This is a genomic window from Microbacterium sp. GXS0129 (assembly GCF_044769785.1).
In the GTDB taxonomy this organism is placed as follows: Bacteria; Actinomycetota; Actinomycetes; order Actinomycetales; family Microbacteriaceae; genus Microbacterium; species Microbacterium nymphoidis.
On the sequence record NZ_JBIZVZ010000003.1, the window covers coordinates 174,204 to 193,883 of the forward strand.

Annotated in this window: 20 protein-coding genes; 9 read left to right on the top strand and 11 right to left on the bottom strand. The window is 67.0% G+C overall.

What is annotated here, in order from left to right; translation table 11 throughout:
• Window positions 1-5 precede the first annotated feature (5 nt).
• The 5 genes from ACIQJ5_RS11065 to ACIQJ5_RS11085 all read right to left on the bottom strand — a co-directional run bounded on the left by ACIQJ5_RS11065 (window position 6) and on the right by ACIQJ5_RS11085 (window position 3,636).
• A complete protein-coding gene (locus tag ACIQJ5_RS11065; RefSeq protein WP_402843829.1) occupies window positions 6-1,232 on the bottom strand; it encodes an MFS transporter in 1,227 nt (408 codons plus the stop codon).
• A 7-nt stretch (window positions 1,233-1,239) separates the two neighbouring features.
• The gene (locus ACIQJ5_RS11070; RefSeq protein ID WP_402843831.1) at window positions 1,240-1,644 is read right to left on the bottom strand and encodes a hypothetical protein; all 405 of its coding nucleotides are present in this window, start codon (window positions 1,642-1,644) and stop codon (window positions 1,240-1,242) included.
• Between the two features lie 513 nt (window positions 1,645-2,157).
• Window positions 2,158-2,313 carry a hypothetical protein gene (locus ACIQJ5_RS11075; protein ID WP_402843834.1) on the bottom strand — a complete coding sequence of 52 codons (156 nt, stop codon included), beginning with the start codon at window positions 2,311-2,313 and terminating at the stop codon, window positions 2,158-2,160.
• A 102-nt stretch (window positions 2,314-2,415) separates the two neighbouring features.
• Window positions 2,416-3,201 carry a hypothetical protein gene (locus tag ACIQJ5_RS11080; RefSeq protein ID WP_402843837.1) on the bottom strand — a complete coding sequence of 262 codons (786 nt, stop codon included), beginning with the start codon at window positions 3,199-3,201 and terminating at the stop codon, window positions 2,416-2,418.
• A gap of 252 nt (window positions 3,202-3,453) precedes the next feature.
• Window positions 3,454-3,636: a helix-turn-helix domain-containing protein gene (locus ACIQJ5_RS11085; RefSeq protein ID WP_402843840.1), complete on the bottom strand. Its 183-nt coding sequence runs from the start codon at window positions 3,634-3,636 to the stop codon at window positions 3,454-3,456.
• Between the two features lie 493 nt (window positions 3,637-4,129).
• Between ACIQJ5_RS11085 and ACIQJ5_RS11090 the strand changes: the two genes are divergently transcribed.
• Window positions 4,130-4,411: a WXG100 family type VII secretion target gene (locus ACIQJ5_RS11090; RefSeq protein WP_402843842.1), complete on the top strand. Its 282-nt coding sequence runs from the start codon at window positions 4,130-4,132 to the stop codon at window positions 4,409-4,411.
• A 66-nt stretch (window positions 4,412-4,477) separates the two neighbouring features.
• Here ACIQJ5_RS11090 and groL read toward each other — a convergent pair whose 3' ends face one another.
• The 4 genes from groL to ACIQJ5_RS11110 form a co-directional block, all read right to left on the bottom strand.
• The gene (gene groL / locus ACIQJ5_RS11095) at window positions 4,478-6,097 is read right to left on the bottom strand and encodes a chaperonin GroEL (RefSeq protein WP_231092194.1); all 1,620 of its coding nucleotides are present in this window, start codon (window positions 6,095-6,097) and stop codon (window positions 4,478-4,480) included.
• A 148-nt stretch (window positions 6,098-6,245) separates the two neighbouring features.
• Window positions 6,246-6,806, bottom strand: a complete 561-nt coding sequence (locus ACIQJ5_RS11100; protein ID WP_402843844.1) for a LytR C-terminal domain-containing protein — start codon at window positions 6,804-6,806, stop codon at window positions 6,246-6,248.
• 56 nt (window positions 6,807-6,862) lie between these two features.
• Window positions 6,863-7,132 carry a DUF3263 domain-containing protein gene (locus tag ACIQJ5_RS11105; protein ID WP_402843846.1) on the bottom strand — a complete coding sequence of 90 codons (270 nt, stop codon included), beginning with the start codon at window positions 7,130-7,132 and terminating at the stop codon, window positions 6,863-6,865.
• 30 nt (window positions 7,133-7,162) lie between these two features.
• Complete coding sequence (locus ACIQJ5_RS11110; protein WP_402843848.1) at window positions 7,163-8,134, bottom strand: DUF2332 domain-containing protein; 972 nt, start codon at window positions 8,132-8,134, stop codon at window positions 7,163-7,165.
• 84 nt (window positions 8,135-8,218) lie between these two features.
• Between ACIQJ5_RS11110 and msrB the strand changes: the two genes are divergently transcribed.
• On the top strand, window positions 8,219-8,644 hold the full coding sequence (msrB, locus tag ACIQJ5_RS11115; RefSeq protein ID WP_231092190.1) for a peptide-methionine (R)-S-oxide reductase MsrB: 426 nt from the start codon (window positions 8,219-8,221) through the stop codon (window positions 8,642-8,644).
• A complete protein-coding gene (locus tag ACIQJ5_RS11120) occupies window positions 8,641-9,255 on the top strand; it encodes a nitroreductase family protein (protein WP_402843850.1) in 615 nt (204 codons plus the stop codon). The genes msrB and ACIQJ5_RS11120 overlap by 4 nt, the downstream gene beginning before the upstream one ends.
• Before the next feature lie 16 nt (window positions 9,256-9,271).
• Here the strand turns inward: ACIQJ5_RS11120 and ACIQJ5_RS11125 are convergent, their stop codons facing one another.
• The gene (locus ACIQJ5_RS11125) at window positions 9,272-10,228 is read right to left on the bottom strand and encodes a DMT family transporter (protein WP_402843853.1); all 957 of its coding nucleotides are present in this window, start codon (window positions 10,226-10,228) and stop codon (window positions 9,272-9,274) included.
• 148 nt (window positions 10,229-10,376) lie between these two features.
• Between ACIQJ5_RS11125 and ACIQJ5_RS11130 the strand changes: the two genes are divergently transcribed.
• From ACIQJ5_RS11130 to ACIQJ5_RS11155, 6 genes are read left to right on the top strand one after another with little or no spacing between them, the layout of a single operon-like run.
• Window positions 10,377-11,612, top strand: a complete 1,236-nt coding sequence (locus ACIQJ5_RS11130) for an ROK family transcriptional regulator (protein WP_231092187.1) — start codon at window positions 10,377-10,379, stop codon at window positions 11,610-11,612.
• A 34-nt stretch (window positions 11,613-11,646) separates the two neighbouring features.
• Window positions 11,647-12,456, top strand: a complete 810-nt coding sequence (locus ACIQJ5_RS11135) for an ABC transporter permease (protein ID WP_402843858.1) — start codon at window positions 11,647-11,649, stop codon at window positions 12,454-12,456.
• 1 nt (window position 12,457) lies between these two features.
• Window positions 12,458-13,246: an ABC transporter ATP-binding protein gene (locus ACIQJ5_RS11140; protein ID WP_231092185.1), complete on the top strand. Its 789-nt coding sequence runs from the start codon at window positions 12,458-12,460 to the stop codon at window positions 13,244-13,246.
• Between the two features lie 14 nt (window positions 13,247-13,260).
• Window positions 13,261-14,295, top strand: coding sequence for an aliphatic sulfonate ABC transporter substrate-binding protein (locus tag ACIQJ5_RS11145; RefSeq protein WP_402843862.1), 1,035 nt, complete (start codon window positions 13,261-13,263; stop codon window positions 14,293-14,295).
• Complete coding sequence (locus tag ACIQJ5_RS11150; RefSeq protein ID WP_402843865.1) at window positions 14,292-15,800, top strand: sulfatase-like hydrolase/transferase; 1,509 nt, start codon at window positions 14,292-14,294, stop codon at window positions 15,798-15,800. The genes ACIQJ5_RS11145 and ACIQJ5_RS11150 overlap by 4 nt, the downstream gene beginning before the upstream one ends.
• A gap of 37 nt (window positions 15,801-15,837) precedes the next feature.
• Entirely contained in the window at window positions 15,838-17,301 is a 1,464-nt protein-coding gene (locus ACIQJ5_RS11155) for a sulfatase (protein ID WP_402843868.1), read from the top strand.
• Window positions 17,302-17,359: 58 nt separating this feature from the next.
• Here the strand turns inward: ACIQJ5_RS11155 and ACIQJ5_RS11160 are convergent, their stop codons facing one another.
• Entirely contained in the window at window positions 17,360-19,582 is a 2,223-nt protein-coding gene (locus tag ACIQJ5_RS11160) for an NADP-dependent isocitrate dehydrogenase (RefSeq protein WP_402843871.1), read from the bottom strand.
• Between the last annotated feature and the right edge of the window lie 98 nt (window positions 19,583-19,680).

A 19,680-nucleotide genomic window follows, 5' to 3' on the forward strand; every position in this document is an offset into this window, starting at 1 on the left:
CCCCATTAATCGACCGCCTCCGGCTGCATAGCTGACAGAGAGGAGGCACGAGGGTAACCTCGCGCCAAAGAGGTAGCGGTTGCGGCAAGGATGGTGCCCAACCCCGCGAGAACAAGAAGCCCGGCGGGCCCCACCAGGGCGAGCGCGGGGGCAGCGACGGCTGTACCGACCACCCCGGCTGTTTGGTTAATTGACCCCATGGTCGATAGTGAGCGTCCACGCGCGTCTTCAGGAACTTCGCCGACGATCACGAGTCGAATAGCAGCGACTTGCGCGGCGTTGGCAAGACCTGCAATCACAAAGCCCACGCCCGCGACGATACTGTTGTGGACCACGCCGGGAAGGAACAGCCCGGCCCCCATCAGGAAGGTGGCGACGACGAGCCACCATAGTGCGTTTGCGCTTGTTAGCCGAGCGCCGAGTTGGGCGCCAACCAACCGGCCAACGATAAAGCACTGGCCAAGGATCGCGTAGCCCACGGGGTCGAGCCGTAGTACGTCAAGGGCGTAAAGCACCTCCGCAACCGAATAGAACGATGTGAACACGATCGCAGCGGCGAGCCCCAGCAGCGCAGCCCGGGTCGCTGGGTTGCGCGCCAGTAGAGTCGGTGCCTCTTTCACGCGCTGCCACCAGCTTGCGGGTGCGGGGACCGTCGGCTGCTGCACATGTGGAGTGACGAGGACGATGACCCCGCAAAGAGCAATGGCACCCGCATCGATGACGAAGACCCAGGACACACCCGCATATTGAGTGACCGCGCCCCCGATCAGCGGTCCAACCAGGGAACCGATGAGCCTAGCGGTATCAAGACGAGCGAAAAGGCGAGCGGTTGTCTCCTTGCCGCTAAGGCGCGGCATTCTGTCCGCTAGGAGAAGAAAGGCGGCGCTGTCTAGGGACGACGCGGCCGCCTTCATCGCGACCATCGCGATGATGATCTCTTGCCGAGGGAATGCTGCCGCGCTGAGCAGCAGCGTCGCTTGCACGGCCGTCGAAAGCAACACTACCGTGCGTGGGCCGAGCCGATCCAGGAGAGGTGCACCCAACGGTGCAAGGAGGATTTGCGGGATCGAGAAGCACAACACTACAACGGGAACCGCCCAGCTGGCGCCTTCTGACTCGGCGAGCGAGACCATTACCGCGAGGGTCGTAGCACCGCTGCTGAAGGTCAGGACGAGGAACGCGAGCGGAAGCGCCAGCTGGGCGGCGCTTCGCCTCATTCGAGAGCGAAGCATGGAGGGACTAGGCCGTCGCGAGGTCCTTGTTCCAGTGAGTCACAGAGAAGTCGTCTGCCGAGATACCGAGGTCCGCGAAGACCTGACCGTGGAAGTGCCCCTGGAAGGTATTGCGATGTCCCTCGTAGAATGCCTGGTCGTACCAGACGACGCCGAAGTGGATGTTACCGGAGCCGTCCTCCGCGACGTCCTTGTACACGACCGTCCAGTCGTACCCTCCAGGCTTGGTGCCCATCTTGGGCGAAGCAAGACGCGCATCCGATGCTGCCAGCGCCGCGAGGCACCGCTCCATCGTCGCCGCATCCTTCACCTTGATGGTTGCGTGAGTTTCCGCGACTGCGGTGCGTCCACGACGACGCTCCTCTGTCGAGCCACCCCACGCGACGAACTCACCCTTATTTTCGATGAACATAAGAACCCCCAGGATCTTGGATCAGGTCCGCTCAAGCGAACGAACTCGACCACCGTAGCCAAGTGCGTGATGGAGCCGCGAGGGACTAACTCAGAATGCCTGCCCGGCTTGCACGGAATGCAGGATCTAGTACCCCATCTGCGGTTTTCCATGCATCATGCATGCGTTGAAGCCGTACTGCACTCCCCGCTCTACCCTCACGATGCGACGATGCACCCAGTTACACGCCACCCGAGGGTATACACGGGCCGCTCAGACAGAATCGCTCACCAGCGTTCGCGCTCGTGCCGTTAAGAGAAGCAATCGTCTTAGGCGGTTGCGGAACGTCTGATACGCCATGCCGCAGTAGGCCGCCGCGCCGCGGGTTGAGCACCCGCGGCCTGATTGCGTTGCACGGCACCCATCGGGTTCTTGCTCGTCGGTCATGGTTCGTGGCCTAGAGGATATCCCCCTAGCGCCGAAACAACGCGCCGGTTCAACTCAGCGGACGGCTCGTGTACGCCGTTTCAGCGGTCACAGCGCGACCATGAACCCTCGCTGCTCAGGCTCGTCATCGAGGCGATACCAAACGGTGAGCTTCTTCTCGCCGGGCGCCGGCACGCGCAGGTACTCGAAGCTCTCGCCCGGCGCGAGGGTCTTCCCGTCACCCAGCTCGCGAATCCGCATCATGTGTTGGATCCCGTCGAGCTTGACTTCGACTCTGTCGACCGTGAGCTGACGACCAGGCGAGTTGATAACCCTATGTGCTCAGAGCATCTCAGAGTGCACCTGTCACGTGTCTGTCGAGGTGTCCGCTGGCATTGCTGGTAGGGGCGACGCGCCTGCCCACATTGATTCGTATATGCCGCGCACCGCGGCCGCTGGTGCCTCCGAGATTGTCGTCACGACGCCTGGCCGGGCATCGATCGAGTTCAAGCTCGACCCGAGCGCGAACACGGGCCCACTGTCCGGAATGAAGAACCGATCATGCAAGTCGGCCGCTGGTACCGTGCGCACCTCCATTCGCTCCTCGGGTCCAACCACGCGAGCGAACCGTCCCAACCGTCCGCTGCGGCTGTCGTCGCCCGTAAGAACGCGGGTCGCTGTCGACATCGAGAGCAGATCCCCCAGACCCTCGAGCTTGAGGTAGCGATCGATGAGCAGGCCATCTCCATGAATCGATAGCAGTTCGAATATGCGTGCGTAGGCGAGCGGGTCTTCGGGATCGATCGTGACTGAGAGCGCTGACGTCGCCTCTGGGCTGATGTCCCGGCGCATCTCCGCATGCCGCAGCATCGCACGCCCTAACGCTGTGATGGTGACCGTACTCGCCTGCCCCTCAAGCCAATGGACCCTGAACGCGAACGCGTCGGGCGTCTCCGCAGCTCTCAGCTCGGTACGCTCGTCCTCGAGCGTGTCCATAAATGAGAAGATCCCCAACCGCCGCGTCAGCCTGGGCAAAGGTAACGGCGCGGCAGCGAACTGGCGCAGTTGGTCCGCTCTGAGTGGTACGCCGGCGCGATTCGCTGCATCAACGTAGGCGAGCGTTCGATGTACGGTCTCGGGAATCAGATCCATCCCCGCAGGCTAGCGTCAGATAGAGCCAGCTACGACAGCTCATCGGCCACATCAACGACTCCAACGCAACCGCGATCGGAAGGCCGATGGCAGCCGACGCGATGGCGTACGCCAGACGTTCCTATCTCGGACTTGTTGAAGCGCGGCTGGACTGTCCGAGTGAACTGTCCGCCACGCTTCGACGGGGGCACGCCGCGGCCGTCCGCGGGGACTGCCTACCGTGCTCCACCCGACATCGTACGCGCAAGCATGTCAGCGCGCGCCGTAGACCCTGGCCTCGATGAACTCCGCCAAGTCACTCCCCCGGATCCGCTGGTTCTTCCGCGTCTCACCGAGCTCCACCACCGGGAGCAGGCCTCGGTTGATCCGCTCGTACACCCAGTCTGGACCGACCCGGAGGAGCTCGGCCGCCTCTACGACGGTGAACAGCCGCATGGCCGCAGGAACACTGTCCCGCACGCCGGTGCCCACGTGGGGTCCGGTGCTGTCGTGTGACGGTTCAGGGGCGACTGCGCACGCTTCCAACGCAGCTTCCGCGATCATCTTTGCTCGGATCTCAGCGAGACGCAGCGCCGCCCGGTCCACCCCATCATCCCGGCTGAGCCGGGGAGCCTTCGCCCCACCGTCATCACTCGTCGGCGGAGGCTCTATAGTGCCCGCACGCATCTCGGCGCGAATCTCCGCAAGCCGCAGAGCGAAACGGTCCAGCGCCTCCTCGCGGGTGATCCAGGGTCGCTCTCTGTCGTTCTGCTGTCTCTCCTGCATGTGGTGCATTCGACCATCAGCCACCGACACCCTACGGCCCGCAGTCCGCATCCAGTCCGCAAAACTCCCACGACGCCACATGAACGCCCGTCGCGAGACGTCATGAATTCCGCGTAATCATGCGGGAGCCATGGGCCCTCATCACCACTCAACACCCCGGTGATTGTTCTCGGTTGACAGTGAAGCAGTGATGAGCGCGACAGGTGCCGCGCGTGCGTCGAGTGATCGGATCCGGGCGGAGGTGGCGGGCCTCACGGCCTCGCTCACAGCGCTGCGTGATTCCTGGACGGGCAGCGCCTCCGCCGCCTTCCAGGCCACGGTGGAGGAATGGCGGGGCACGCAGCAGATCGTCGAGCGTTCGCTGGATTCGATCCATCAGGCCCTCGACACGGCGGCGCGGAACTACGCGGACACCGAGCAGGCTGCCCTCAGCATGTTCCGCTGATCCTGCATGCGAAAAAGCACGGGGCCCCGGCTGTTGCCGAGGCCCCGTGCTTTCAGAAGTGCTGGATCAGAAGTCCATGCCACCGGTCGGGTCGCCCGCGGGAGCGGCGGCCTTCTCCGGCTTGTCGGCGACGACTGCCTCGGTGGTGAGGAACAGCGCAGCGATCGACGCAGCGTTCTGCAGAGCCGAACGGGTGACCTTGGTCGGGTCGATGATTCCCTGTGCGAACAGGTCACCGTACTCACCCGTGGCAGCGTTCAGGCCCGAGCCCGAGGGGAGCTCGGCGACCTTGTGCGCCACGACGCCGGCCTCGAGGCCCGCGTTGACGGCGATCTGCTTCAGCGGAGCCTCGATGGCGACGCGCACGATGTTCGCACCCGTTGCCTCGTCGCCCTCGAGCGACAGCCCCTCGAAAGCGGTCTTGCCGGCCTGGATCAGCGCGACACCACCACCGGGGACGACACCCTCTTCGACAGCGGCCTTCGCGTTGCGGACGGCGTCCTCGATGCGGTGCTTGCGCTCCTTGAGCTCCACCTCGGTGGCAGCGCCGGCCTTGATGACAGCAACACCGCCGGCGAGCTTCGCCAGGCGCTCCTGCAGCTTCTCGCGGTCGTAGTCGGAGTCGGTGTTCTCGATCTCGCGACGGATCTGCGTGACGCGACCCTCGATCTGAGCCGAGTCACCGGCGCCCTCGACGATGGTGGTCTCGTCCTTGGTGACGATGACCTTGCGAGCGCGGCCGAGCAGGTCGAGGGTGGCGTTCTCGAGCTTGAGACCGACCTCCTCGGTGATGACCTGTCCACCGGTGAGGATGGCGATGTCCTGCAGCTGAGCCTTGCGACGGTCGCCGAAGCCCGGAGCCTTGACGGCGACCGACTTGAAGATGCCGCGGATCTTGTTCAGCACGAGCGTCGCGAGAGCCTCGCCCTCGACGTCCTCGGCGATGATGACCAGTTCCTTGCCGTCCTGGATCACCTTGTCGACGATCGGCAGCAGGTCCTTGATGTTGCCGATCTTCTGGTTGGCGATGAGGATGTACGGGTCCTCGAAGACAGCCTCCTGGCGCTCCGGGTCCGTGACGAAGTACGGGTTCAGGTAGCCCTTGTCGAAGCGCATGCCCTCGGTGAGCTCGAGCTCGGTGCCGAAGGTGTTGGACTCCTCGACGGTGACAACGCCCTCCTTGCCGACCTTGTCGATCGCCTCGGCGATCAGCTCGCCGATGGCGGTGTCAGCAGCGGAGATCGACGCGGTCGCAGCGATCTGCTCCTTGGACTCGATCGGCTTCGCGTTGGCGTGCAGCTGCTCGATGATGGCAGCGACAGCCTTCTCGATGCCCTTCTTGAGCGAGATGGGGTCGGCGCCGGCCGCGACGTTGCGCAGACCCTCGCGGACGAGCGCCTGAGCCAGAACCGTGGCGGTGGTGGTACCGTCACCGGCGACGTCGTCGGTCTTCTTGGCGACCTCCTTGACGAGCTCCGCACCGATCTTCTCGTACGGGTCATCCAGCTCGATCTCCTTGGCGATGGAGACACCATCGTTGGTGATCGTGGGGGCGCCCCACTTCTTCTCGAGCACGACGTTGCGACCGCGCGGGCCGAGCGTCACCTTGACGGCGTCGGCCAGGATGTTCAGGCCGCGCTCGAGGCCACGACGGGCCTCCTCGTCGAAAGCGATCATCTTTGCCATGTGTGTGTCGTCCCTCCCGGACGTAGGCGAATCTTCGTTAGCACTCGATGAGGATGAGTGCTAATCCTCATTCTGGCACTCGACCTAGGAGAGTGCAAGCGACGCACACCGCCTTCCCAGAGACCTCCCCCGGGCCGGCTCGACGGGGTCAGCCGGCGTCGGCGCCGAAGTCCACGCCCAGCACCACGGTCAGCTGACGGCCCGCCGAGTCGTCGATCGGCTTGTACGCGTCGCTCTGCGCGACCTGAGCGATACCGAGCGCGGACGCCAGTGCTCGCGCCGGCCCCTCGTCGGCCGCGTCGCTGAAGTAGACGGTGGACGTCGCGAAGTCCTGCTGGTCCGCTTCCGAGGTCGCCACGGCGTCCTCGGCATAGCCGACACCGACCGCGAGCGACTTCGCACGGTCGGTCTGCGCCGGGTCCGGACCGGCGTTGAGGATCCACACCGTGTAACTGGTGTCCACAGCGCCGACGGGAGCCGTGGATTCGACGGCGGCCGGCGTGGAGGGCTCGGGGCCGAAGGAGATGCGATCCGTCCACAGCAGCGACAGGAAGACACCCACGGCGAACAGGACCACCGCGGCGACGGCCGCCCAGAGGACGATCAGCCCGGCACGCATCCGGGGGTTCTCGGCGCGATGCGCGCCCACCCGGTGACGTTCGCGAGGCACGTCGTCGAAGCGGTCGCGCGGCTGAGTGTTGGTGGGCACCCGACGATGCTACCGGGAGTGTCCGAGAGCCACGTGCAGGAAGCGCCGGACCGGCATCAGGCGATCGCCGCGCGGACCGGCGCGCGCTGCGGCGTGCGGCGCGCACGATCCGCATCACGAAGGCGGCGCAACCGCCGCACGAGAAGCGGATCATGTGCCAGCGCGGCCGGGGAATCCAGAAGCCGGCCCAGGATCTGGTAGTAGCGCACGGCCGACAGGTCGAGAACCGTGACGATCTCCTCCTCCTTGCGCGCCGAGTGCATCGGGAAGCGCGACTCGAAATCGAGGATGGCGATGTCTCGTGAGGTGAGGATGGTGGCGTTCATGACGGCAACGCTACGGCGGGCCACCGACACTCAGTCCAGCATGCGTACCCAGCGGCCGACTGGGTCGACGGCCGCGATCACCTCACCGTCGAGGGCCAGAGCAAAGCCTTCGGCGAGATCGGGAACGGGCGCGGTCCATCCGTCGTGCAGCCCCGGGGCGTCCATCGTGATCCACCGCGCACCGCTCGATCGGATCGCGCCGATCAGCTCGGCACGCGCGGCGCGGGGAAGGAAGGGCAGAATCCCGGGCGTGGAGATCACCGGCGTCAGCTCCCCCGGCACCTCAGCGAGGAGGGCCGCGATCACCGCCGCCCCGTCCGTCGCCAGATCACCCGGCCACAGCGCGGGTGGATCGGCGGCGACGACGTCGAGCGCCGCCTCGATCCGTTCCGCTCGCCCGGCCTCTCCCGGCCACACCAGCGCGGTGAGCCAGTCCCGATCATCCGTGTTGCGGGCATCCAGCGGGTCCCGATCGACCCCGGCGCGCCAGCCGATGGCGGGGAGGACGGCGGGAACCGGGCCATCCGAGCGCCAGTGGCTCTCCAGAACGACGGCGCTCGACGCCTCCCCCACCGTGATCGCTCCCTCCGACGCGGCGAATCGGTAGGCGTATCGATCCGGGTAGAGGCAGAGTCCGGCGGCCGCGCCCAGCTCCAGGAGCGCGATCGGCTCTGTGATCCGCGAGAGCGCGGGCAGCAGCGCCGCGCAGCGCAGCGGTTCGTTGGTCTGCACCGATCGGCGCATTGCGAGCTCTCGCAGCCGCGCGCCCTGCGTCCGCAGCACCTCGGTGAGCTCGTGAGTGCTCTCGCCCGCTCCCAGCACGCGCGCGAGGGCGAACACGAGCGGGGGCTGGCGACGTTGCTCCGGCAGCGTGGCGATCACCGCGGCCGAGGCCGAATCCTGCGCTACGGCACGAGCCCACCGTTCGTACACCTCGCTGCGCCCGGGTGCTTCTTCCCGCGCGAACCTGGCATAGCGCTCCTGCACGTTCGAGACGGTCACCCGCTCATTCTCTCCCAGCACACAGGTCCACGCGGAACAGGCAGCCGGCCGGCGGTGTTGAATGGAGAGAAACCAGGAGGACACATGTCGCACAGCGAGAACAACGCGTCGTACACCGTGAACAAGTCCCAGCAGGAGTGGCGCGAGCAGCTGGATCCGGCTCGCTTCGCGGTGCTCCGCGAAGCCGCGACGGAGCGCGCCTGGACGGGCGAGCTGCTGGATGAGCACCGCGCGGGTCTCTACACCTGTGGAGCCTGTGGCGCGGAGCTGTTCCAGAGCGGGACCAAGTTCGACTCCGGCTGCGGCTGGCCGAGCTTCTACGAGTCGGTTCGGCCCGAAGCCGTGGAGCTGATCGAGGACACGTCGCTGGGAATGGTACGCACGGAGGTGCGGTGCGCATCCTGCGGCTCGCACCTCGGACACGTCTTCCCGGACGGCTTCGGCACCCCCACGGGCGACCGCTACTGCATGAACTCGCTCGCACTGTCGTTCACGCCGGAAGCCGAGTGAGCGCGTACGAGGCAGCACTGCGCCGCCGCTCCGCCTCCAAGGTGACCGACGCCGCGCCCGATCGCACGGAACTGGTTCGCCTGATCGAGGCGGCGGGCCGCGTGGCCGATCACTCCAGTCTGCAGCCGTGGCGGCTCATCGAGCTGCGCGGTGAGGACCGGGTACGTCTCGGCCGTGCGATCCACAAGGCGGAGGGGCACGACGGCGTCTCCACCAAGCCGCTACGGGCTCCCCTGCTGATCGCCGTGGTCTTCTCCGAGAAGCCGAGCGGCAAGGTTCCGGCATGGGAGCAGGAGGCCGTGGCCTCGGGCGTCGCACACATGCTCAGCCTGCTGCTGGACGAAGCCGGCTGGGGAGTCATCTGGCGCACCGGTGGGTACACGCGATCGCGGGCAGTGGCCAAGGCACACGGACTGCACTCGGGCGAGAAGCTGCTCGGCTGGCTCTACGTCGGCGGCAAGCCCGACGAGCGGCTGCGAACACGTCGCCCGATCGACGCCGCCACCTTCCTCTCCTCGATGCCCACCGGGTCCGGCTCGGCCATCGCGAAAGCCGTGAAGCCCGAGAAGAAGTGCACCAAGAAGAAGAAAAAGAAGAAGTCGAAGAAGTGACCTCGTCGCGCGCGTCTCAGCGGCGCGCGCGACGACCCCACGGCACGGCGGCCACGATGACGGATGACAGTGCCAGGACCACCATCGTGGCCGCCTGCCACACGGAACCCGCCCCGGGCACCGGCCAGAGCAGGTCGATGACGACCGAGGTCAGGATCTGGCCGACGACGCTGCCGAGTCCGAGCAGCAGCACCCCGGTGCGGGCGACGATCGCGGCGCTGAGGAAGATGTAGATCACGCCCATCGTGCCGCCGAGGTACAGCCAGGGATCGGTGGGCCAGGGCTGGGTGGGCCCCATCACCAGGACCGCGATGACGGCCGCCAGCAGCAGCACGGCTGTGCCACCGATGAAGTTCACGAGCGTAGCCGTCAGCGGCGTACCCACCTGCGCGCGCAGCCGTCCGTTGACGGCCTGCTGCCACGCGATACCGACACCGGCCGCGAACGGCATCACGAGCATCCACCACGGCACCCGCATCAGAGCGTCACCTCCGAGGGAGACCGCCACGGCCGCGAGCGCCAGCGCGGCGCCCCCGATGCGTCCGAGGCTGAGGGCAACCACGCCTGCGGGGCCGAAACCGACGCGATCGATCAGCAGTCCGCACAACGCCTGCCCCGCGATCACTCCGACGGTGAACAGCGAGACGCCGATGATCGCCGCCGTCAGGCCCTGCGTCGTCACCGTCAGGGCACCGGCGAGACCACCCAGCACCATCCACCGCGGAACCGTCCGGTCGCGAAGGCCGCTCCTCAGGGCACGGAAGCCGCGACGCCCCTCCGGCAGGCTCAGCGAGATCACGATCATCAGGACCAGCCCCGAGCCGAACGAGATGGCCGCAGCGACGAAGCCGTCCTCCAGCCGGGCACCGAGCAGTCCGTTCACCCGCGCCTGAACGGCTGTCAGGGCTCCGATGAACACGGCACCGGCGATCGCCAGCCAGAGCGGAAGTCGGGGACGGGCGGAGGATGTCACCACACAACGCTACGCGACCCACGAGCACCCTCTCGCCACTCGCGACGTCCCGCGGGCGGACGACCCGATTCGACCGCATTTCGGAGGAAGTTGAGAATCTTTTTATCGGTCCATTGACGGAAAAATTCCGCCTGCCTAGCGTGGCCCTGTGCCACAGCCCAATGGAGTGCATCCGATCACCGCAGCCACGCACGAGGAACGTGCGATGCAGCTGCTGCGCGCGCAGGGAGCCCTGACCCGCGGCGAGCTCGCCGACGCCCTCGGCCTGTCGCGCACCACGATGTCCGGTGTCGCGGCCGCGCTGCTGTCGCGGCGGGCCGTGGTGGTCGTCGACACGGACGCCGCGGGTCGGCACGGCAGTGGGCGCCCGGCGGAACGCCTCGCACTGGATCCGCGCGCCGGTCAGTTCATCGGAGTGGAGTTCACCCATCGCCGCGTGCAGGTGGTGATCGCGGACGCCTCGCACGAACTGGTCGGGTCGGGGACCGCCTCGTTCGACAGCACCGCATGGGATGAACGTGTCGAGGTCGCATTCGCCCTGGTGGACCGGGTCCTCGCCGACGCCGATCTGCATCTCGGCAACCTCCAGGCCATCGGTATCGGCGTCCCCGGCCCCGTCGCGCAGCAGGGGCTGGATGCCCCGGCCGGATGGGGACGCTCTCCCGCCGGAGAAGAGGTCCGACGCGCCTTTGCCGACCGGTACGCCGTGCCGCTGCTGATCGACAACAACACCCGCTTCGCTGCCCTGGCCGAGGCCACCTGGGCACCGGGCGAGGGTCAGGACATCATCTACGTTCGTCTCAGTGAGGGCGTCGGCGGCGGCGTGATCGTCGGCGGCCGCCTGGTGACGGGCTCCGCGGGGCTGGCCGGAGAGGTGGGACACGTCCGCGTCGTGGACGGCGGCCCGTCCTGCCGATGTGGCAAGCACGGCTGCATGGAATCCGTGGCGAGCCTGCCCGCGATCCTGGCGGCGTGCCGCGAGCGCGGTCGCGATGTCGCCTCGCTCGGTGAGCTCCTGCCCTACATCGAGCGGCGGGATCCCGTGGTCGACGAGGTGCTGCGAAGCGCCGGTGCCGCGGTGGGCCGCGCCCTCGCCGGACCCGCTATCGCCCTCAACCCCGCGCAGATCATCATCGGCGGCGACATCGTGGCGGCATCTCCCACCCTGCTGCGCGCGGCCGCCGACACGCTGCACTTCGAGCTGTTCCCGGTGATCGAATCGAGCCCCGAGATCCGGGCCGCTCATGGCGGCGACGAGGACGGCGCGCTCGGCGCCGTGCTCGCTCTGTTCCACCAGTCCCCGCTGCTCGCGGCCTATCCGGCGCAGCCGTCCCGCGACGACGACCGTCCCCTGTCACCCCGAGCGCGAAGGAGCGCGATATGACCTGCACCATCCCTGCCCGTACCGGAGCGCCGTGATGACCGCGCTGGAGTCGACGCGATCCATCGCCACCCGCTCCCGACGCCGCGTGCGTTCGCGCTCGATGTCGGCCCGGTCGCTGATCCTCGGTTCGGTGTCGGTGATCGGCGGCATCGCGATCTGGTGGCTACTCGCCCTCGCCGGGTTCCAGCTGCCCACGCCGCCCGAGGTGGTGGCCAAGGCCGTCGCCCTCGCGGACAACGGCGCCCTGTACAAGGACGTCGGCATGTCGCTCATGCGTGTGCTGAGCGGCTTCCTGCTCGGTTCGATCGTCGCCATCCCGGTCGGCTTCCTCATGGGCTGGTACCCCATCGCGCGCGGGCTGATGGAGCCGTGGATCCAGTTCTTCCGCACCATTCCACCGCTGGCGCTGCTGCCCCTGGTGATCGTGCTCCTCGGCATCGGTGAGGTCCCGAAGATCTTCGTCATCTTCCTCGCCTCATTCCTGGGATGCGTGATCTCCACGTTCCAGGGCGTCGTGAGCGTCGATCGCACGCTCATCAACGCGGCTCGCGTGCTGGGAGCGAAGGACGGGACCATCTTCCTGCGTGTGGTCATCCCGGCATCGGTGCCCTTCATCCTCGTCGGCATGCGGGTGGGCCTCGGCTCCGCCTGGGCCACGCTCGTGGCGGCCGAGCTCCTGGGCGCGTCCGTCGGACTCGGCTACCGCATGCAGCAGGGACAGCTGTTCTACGATCTCCCGTCGATCTTCGTCGGGATCATCATCATCGGCGTGCTCGGCCTGGTCATGGACCGTCTGCTGCTCGCCACCGAGAAGAAGCTCACCTCGTGGCAGGAGCGCCGCTGATATGACCGACAACACCCCCAAGATCAGCGTCCAGGACGTCAGCCGCGTCTATCCGTTGAAGGACAAGGACTTCATCGCTCTGGATCACGTCTCCCTGGACGTCGGCGACAACGAGTTCATCACCGTGGTCGGCCCGTCCGGCTGCGGAAAGTCCACGCTCATGAACATCCTCGCCGGGCTGGAGACGCCCTCCGGTGGTGGCGCGTTCGTCGACGGCATCCCGGTACGCGGTCCCGGACCGGACCGCGGGATGATCTTCCAGCAGTACGCACTGTTTCCCTGGCTGACGGTGCGCAAGAACGTCGAGTTCGGGCTCCGTGTCGCCAAGGTCCCGGCGGCGCAGCGCCGCGAGCGCGCCGAGCACTACATCCGTCTCGTCGGCCTGGAGCAGTTCGCCGACGCACTGCCGAAGATGCTCTCCGGCGGGATGAAGCAGCGCTGCGCCATCGCGCGCGCCTATGCCGTGAACCCGTCGCTGCTGCTGATGGACGAGCCGTTCGGCGCTCTCGACGCCCTCACTCGAGTCCGGCTGCAGGAGCAGCTGCTGGACACCTGGAGCCAGGACAAGCGCACCGTGATGTTCATCACGCACGACGTGGACGAGGCCGTCATCCTCGCCAATCGTGTGGTCGTGATGGCGGCACGTCCCGGGCGCATCCATGAGGTGATCGACGTCGATCTCCCCTACCCCCGAGACGAGTCCGTTCGTCTCAGCCCCGAGTTCGCCGAGCTGCGCAACCGCGTGTGGCGAGCCGTCTACCACCAGAACCCGACCGCCCCCGCGGTCTGATCGGAAGAGAGATCATGCGAATCACGAACAGGCTCCTCGGCGCGCTCGCGCTCGCCGCATCGGTCGCCCTCGTCGCCACCGGATGCACGGGCGGCACCGACGCCCCCGCGCCCGCCGGCGGCAGCGGATCGGCGGATGCCCCGCGCGAGACGATCGACGTCAACTTCGGCTACATCGGCGACTTCAACGGCACCAGCCTCCTCGCCGTCGCCGAGGACCAGGGCATCTGGGCTGAGCACGGACTCGCGGTGAACCCGGTGGTGTTCACCAACGGTCCGCTGCAGATCCAGGCCATGGGCACCGGCGACCTCGACTTCGGTTACATCGGTCCGGGCGCCGTCTGGTTGCCCGCCTCCGGCAAGGCCACCATGGTCATGATCAACTCGCTGGGGCAGGCCGATCGCGTGATCGCCCAGCCCGGTATCACGAAGATCGAGGATCTGAAGGGCAAGAACGTCGCGGTGCCGGAAGGGACCTCCGGCGACATGATCCTCACCCTCGCCCTGAAAGAAGCGGGGATGACCAAGGCAGACGTCACCGTCATTCCCATGGACCCGGCCGCCGTGGTCACCGCCTTCGGCTCGGGGCAGGTGGATGCCGCCGGCCTCTGGTACCCGGCGATCGGAACGCTGAAGAAGCAGGTGCCGGACCTCGTCGAGCTGGCCCAGAACTCGGACTTCGAGGACCAGATGGCCTTCCCGTCGTCGTTCGTCGCCGGCCCCGACGTGATCGAGAAGAACCCCGAGATGGCGCAGCGCGTGGTTGCCGCGTTGAAGGAAGCCAACCAATGGCGCTACGAGCACACGGATGAGACCATCGAGCTCGTCGCGAAGTTCCTGGCCCTCGACGTCGAGACCGTGAAGGCCGATGCAGCGAACGTGAAGCTCATGTCCACCGAAGAACTCGAGACACTGAGCACGGACGGCACCGTCGACACCTGGCTCACCGCGATGAACGGCTACTTCACCGACTCCGGAAAGCTCGACGCCACGGCGCTGGAGCCGTCGGCGTACTACGACTCCGCACTCTTCACGGGCGCGAGCAAGTGAGCACGACACCTCGCAACATGCTGTTCCTGATGACGGATCAGCACCGGGTGGACACGCTGGGTGCGTACGGCGCCCAGCGTGTCCCCACCCCGGCGCTGGATCGTCTGGCCGCCACGGGGGCCCGGTTCGACAGCTGGTACACCCCCACCGCGATCTGCACGCCCTCACGGGCGAGCCTGCTCACCGGACAGGCCCCGTTCCGCCACAAGGTGCTCGCCAACCATGAGCGCAACGTCGGGTACATCGAAGACCTCCCCGATCACACGTTCACCTTCTCCGAGCAACTGCGCGGTGCGGGCTACAACGTGGGGCTGCTCGGCAAGTGGCACGCCGGCACCGAACGCCTGGCAAGCGATTACGGGTTCGAGGGCATTCCGATCGACGGCTGGCACAACGATGTCGAGCATCCCGACTACCTCGCCTATCTCGCTGAGGAGGGCCTGCCGCCCTACCGCATCACCGACCGCATCCGCGGGGTGCTACCCAACGGGGGGCCGGGAAACCTCCTCGCGGCCCGCCTGCAGCAGCCGCTGGAGGCCACGTTCGAGCACTATCTCGCCACGCGTGCCATTCAGATGATCGAGCGGTACGCGGAGGAGTTCCGCACCGGAGAGCGGCCCTTCTTCCTCGCCCTGCACTTCTTCGGTCCTCATCTGCCGTACATCGTGCCGGACGAGTACTTCGACCTGGTCGATCCCGAGACCGTCGAGCTGCCGGTGTCGGCCACGGAGAACTTCCACGGCAAGCCGCCCGTGCAGCAGAACTACTCAGCGCACTGGGGCTTCGACACCATGAGCGAGGCGGAGTCGCGCAAGCTGATCGCCGTCTACCACGGCTATGTCGCCATGATCGATCATGAGATCGGCCGCGTGATCGCGGCTCTGGAACGGCTCGGGCTGGCCGAGGAGACCTCCGTGTTCTTCACCTGCGATCACGGTGAGTTCACCGGGGCGCATCGCCTCCACGACAAGGGCCCGGCGATGTATGAGGACATCTATCGCACTCCCGGGATCATCCGTGTTCCCGGCTCTCCCGAGGGGGTGGTCCGCGACGAGTTCGTGAGCCTGACCGACTGCACCGCGACGATTCTGGACCTTGCGGGACTGGACACCTCCGCGGCCGTCGACTCACGGTCGCTGCTGCCGCTCGTGGCGGGTGAGGAGGTTGCGTGGCAGGAGGACATCGTGTGCGAGTTCCACGGACATCACTTCCCGTATCCGCAGCGCATGCTGCGCACCCGTCGTTACAAGCTGGTGGTCAACCCGGATTCGATCAACGAGCTCTACGATCTCGAGCGCGATCCGCACGAGTTGCAGAACGTGTACGAGCTGGCGGAGAACGAGGAGCTGCGCACCCGCCTGCTGACCCGCCTCTACCGGCTGCTGCGCGAGCGCGGCGACAACTTCTACCACTGGATGACCGCGATGTACGAGGTGGGCGGCTTGGACTACGACCCCAGCCAGTCAGTGCTCGACAACGAGACCTATCAGCCGAGCGCGCTGTGATCCGGCGCATCTCCCAGGTCGGAAAGGACGACAACGCATGACCGAGACCACGACACCACCGCGCCGCCCGAACATCGTGATGATCCTCACGGACGACCACGCGGCGCACGCGATCGGCGCCTACGGGTCCGTGGTGAACGCCACCCCCCGCATCGACGAGATCGCCCACGCCGGTGTGGTCTTCACCAACTGCTTCGTGACCAACGCGCTGTGCTCGCCGAGTCGTGCCTCGATCCTCACGGGCACCTACAGTCACGTGAACGGGGTGACCACCCTCGTCACCCCGCTCGACGCGTCGCAGCCCACGTTCGTATCGCAGCTGAAGGCGGCCGGATACCGCACGGCGATCGTCGGGAAGTGGCACATGGGCCACGGCGACGGACACGACCCGCAGGCCTTCGACTACTGGGACGTGCTCGTGGGCTCGGAGGGACAGGGCGAGTACTGGAATCCGCTGTTCCTCTCTGCACACGGCGAGCGGGTCGAGGAGGGCTACGCCACCCGCATCATCACGCGCCTCGCCACGCAGTGGGTGGACTCCCTCGGGACGGACCCGGAGGACGCGGATGCGCCCTGGTGCGTACTGATCTATCACAAGGCACCGCACCGGCCGTGGGAGCCCGATGACGTGCATCAGGACGACTACTCGGACCCGATTCCGCTGCCGGTGACTTGGGACGACGACTACGCCACGCGTTCGGCCTCGGCCCGACGGGCCGCGATGCGAGTGGCCGACCACCTCACGCTGACAGACCTCAAGCAGACGCCGCCGGAAGGGCTCAGCTACGAGGAGGAGGCGCTGTGGAAGTACCAGCGCTACATGGAGGACTACCTGCGCTGCGTCGCCAGCGTCGACGACGGCGTGGGTGAGGTCATCGACTGGCTGCGCGCGCGGGGCGACTTCGAGGACACACTGCTGATGTACGCCTCCGATCAGGGCTTCTTCCTCGGTGACCACGGCTGGTTCGACAAGCGATTCATGTACGAGGAATCGCTGCGCATGCCGCTGGTGATGAGCTACCCGCGTGCGATCGCCGCCGGACAGGCGCATGACGGGATCGTCACCAACGTGGACTTCGCCCAGTCGATCCTCGCCTTCGCCGGGGTGGCGCCGCACGAGCGGATGCAGGGACGCAGTTTCGCCGGAGACATCTCCCCCGCCCACCCGGACAGCCCGGAGAGCCCGGGCATGTACTACCGGTACTGGGAGAACGACGATCACAACCACAAGGCTCCCGCGCACTACGGCTACCGGGACGCGCGGTACAAGCTGATCTTCTTCTACAACGACGGATTCGGCCTGCCGGGCACGAGCGGCGCCCAGTACCCGACGGACTGGGAGCTCTACGATCTGGAGACCGATCCGACCGAGCAGCGCAACGTCTACAACGATCCCGCGTACGCAGAGATCCGCGAGCGTCTGAAGGTCGACATGTGGCACGCTCAGGCGGCGGTGGGCGACGCACCGCACCCGTCACAGCCGGTGCCGGACGGTCTCTGAGACAGACGAGAGGAGGGGCCCTGCGCATCGCGCAGGGCCCCTCCTCTCGTCTGGTTGATCAGCCGCGCAGGCCGTCGATGATCGCGTTCAGCGTGGCCGACGGGCGCATGACGGCGAAGACCTTCGCCTCATCGGGGTGGTAGTAGCCGCCCAGGTCCACCGGCGAGCCCTGCACGCCGTTGAGCTCCGAGACAATGACGTCCTCGTTGGCGACGAGCGCGGAGGCGACCGGCGCGAAGGCCGCAGCCAGTTCAGCATCCTCAGACTGTGCCGCGAGGGCCTCGGCCCAGTAGCGCACCAGGTAGTAGTGGCTGCCGCGGTTGTCCAGCTCGCCGGCCGAGCGCGACGGCGACTTGTCCTCGTCGAGGAACCGGCCGGTGGCCTCGTCCAGCGTGACGCCGAGGATCTTCGCCTTCGGGTTGTCGTTCTGCTTCGCGTTCTTCTCGAAGGAGACCGCGAGCGCGAGGAACTCGCCGAGGGAGTCCCAGCGCAGGTGGTTCTCCTCCTGGACCTGCTGGACGTGCTTCGGCGCGGAGCCGCCCGCACCGGTCTCGAACAGGCCACCGCCGGCGAGCAGCGGGACCACGGAGAGCATCTTGGCCGAGGTGCCGAGCTCGAGGATCGGGAACAGGTCGGTGTTGTAGTCGCGCAGCACGTTTCCGGTGACCGAGATGGTGTTCTCGCCGCGGCGGATGCGCTCGATCGAGTACTTCGTGGCCTCGACCGGGGACATGATCTCGATGGTGAGACCGTCGGTGTCGAGGTCGGCGAGGTAGGTCTTCACCTTCGCGATGAGCTGAGCGTCGTGGGCGCGGTTCTCGTCGAGCCAGAACACGGCCGGAGTCTGCGAGTCGCGGGCGCGCTCGACGGCCAGCTCCACCCAGTTGCGCACCGGGATGTCCTTGGTCTGGCAGGCACGCCAGATGTCACCGGCGCCGACGACGTGCTCGATCAGGACGTCGCCCGCGGCGTTGACGACCTGGACACGTCCGGCGGCCGGCAGCTGGAAGGTCTTGTCGTGGGAGCCGTACTCCTCCGCCTTCTGTGCCATGAGACCGACGTTGGGGACGTCACCCATGGTGGCCGGGTCGTACGCGCCGTTGCGGCGGCAGTCGTCGATCACGGCCTGGTAGACACCGGCGTAGGAGGCGTCCGGGATGACCGCGAGGGTGTCCTGACGCTCGCCCGCGCGGTTCCACATCTTGCCCGAGTCGCGGATCATCGCCGGCATCGAGGCGTCGACGATCACGTCGCTGGGCACGTGGAGGTTGGTGATGCCCTTGGCGGAGTCGACCATCGCGAGGGCGGGACCGTCCTGCAGGCCCTTCTCGATGAGAGCGCGCACGCCGTCGGCCACATCGGCCGGCAGGGCGTCGAGGCCACCGATGATGGCGGCGAGGCCGTTGTTCTCGGAGAGACCCGCGGCGGCGAGCTGGTCACCGTACGTGTCGAACAGCTCGGAGAAGTAGGCGCGCACCACGCGACCGAAGATGATCGGGTCCGAGACCTTCATCATCGTGGCCTTGAGGTGGGCGGAGAACAGGACGCCCTCCTCCTTCGCGCGAGCGACCTGGGCGGCCAGGAACGCGTCCAGTGCGGACAGGCTCATGACAGTGCCGTCGACGACCTCGCCAGCGAGCACCGCCAGACCGCTCTTGAGCACGGAGACGGAGCCGTCCTCGGCCACGAAACGAATCTCGAGGGTGTCGTCGGCCGGGAGGGTGACCGACTTCTCGTTGCTGAAGAAGTCGCCCTCGCCCATGGTGGCCACGTTGGTCTTGGAGTCGCTGCTCCACGCGCCCATGCGGTGCGGGTGCTTCTGTGCGTAGCTCTTCACCGACAGCGGTGCGCGGCGATCCGAGTTGCCCTCACGGAGCACGGGGTTCACGGCGGAGCCCTTGATGCGGTCGTAACGCGCCTGGATGTCCTTGTCGGCATCACTCTCGGCGGCATCGGGGTAGTCGGGGAGGTTGTAGCCCTGGGCCTGCAGCTCGGCGATGGCCGCCTTCAGCTGCGGCACGGAGGCGGAGATGTTGGGGAGCTTGACGATGTTCGCCTCGGCGGTCTTGGCGAGCTCGCCGAGTTCGGCCAGCGCATCGCCGATCTGCTGCTCCTGCGTCAGGAACTCCGGGAACGCTGCGATGATGCGGCCCGAGAGCGAGATGTCGCGCGTCTCCACGTCGATGCCCGCCTGGGAGGCGAACGCCTCGACCATCGGCAGGAACGAGTGGGTCGCCAGCATCGGCGCTTCATCGGTGTGGGTGTAGATGATTTTTGCCATGAACAGGCGTCTCCCTCAGCGGTACGGCAGCGGTGAGGTGGGCAGAACCCACCGTCTCGATTCTATGCCAGCGGGTCGACCCCGCCCCGCGGCGGCGG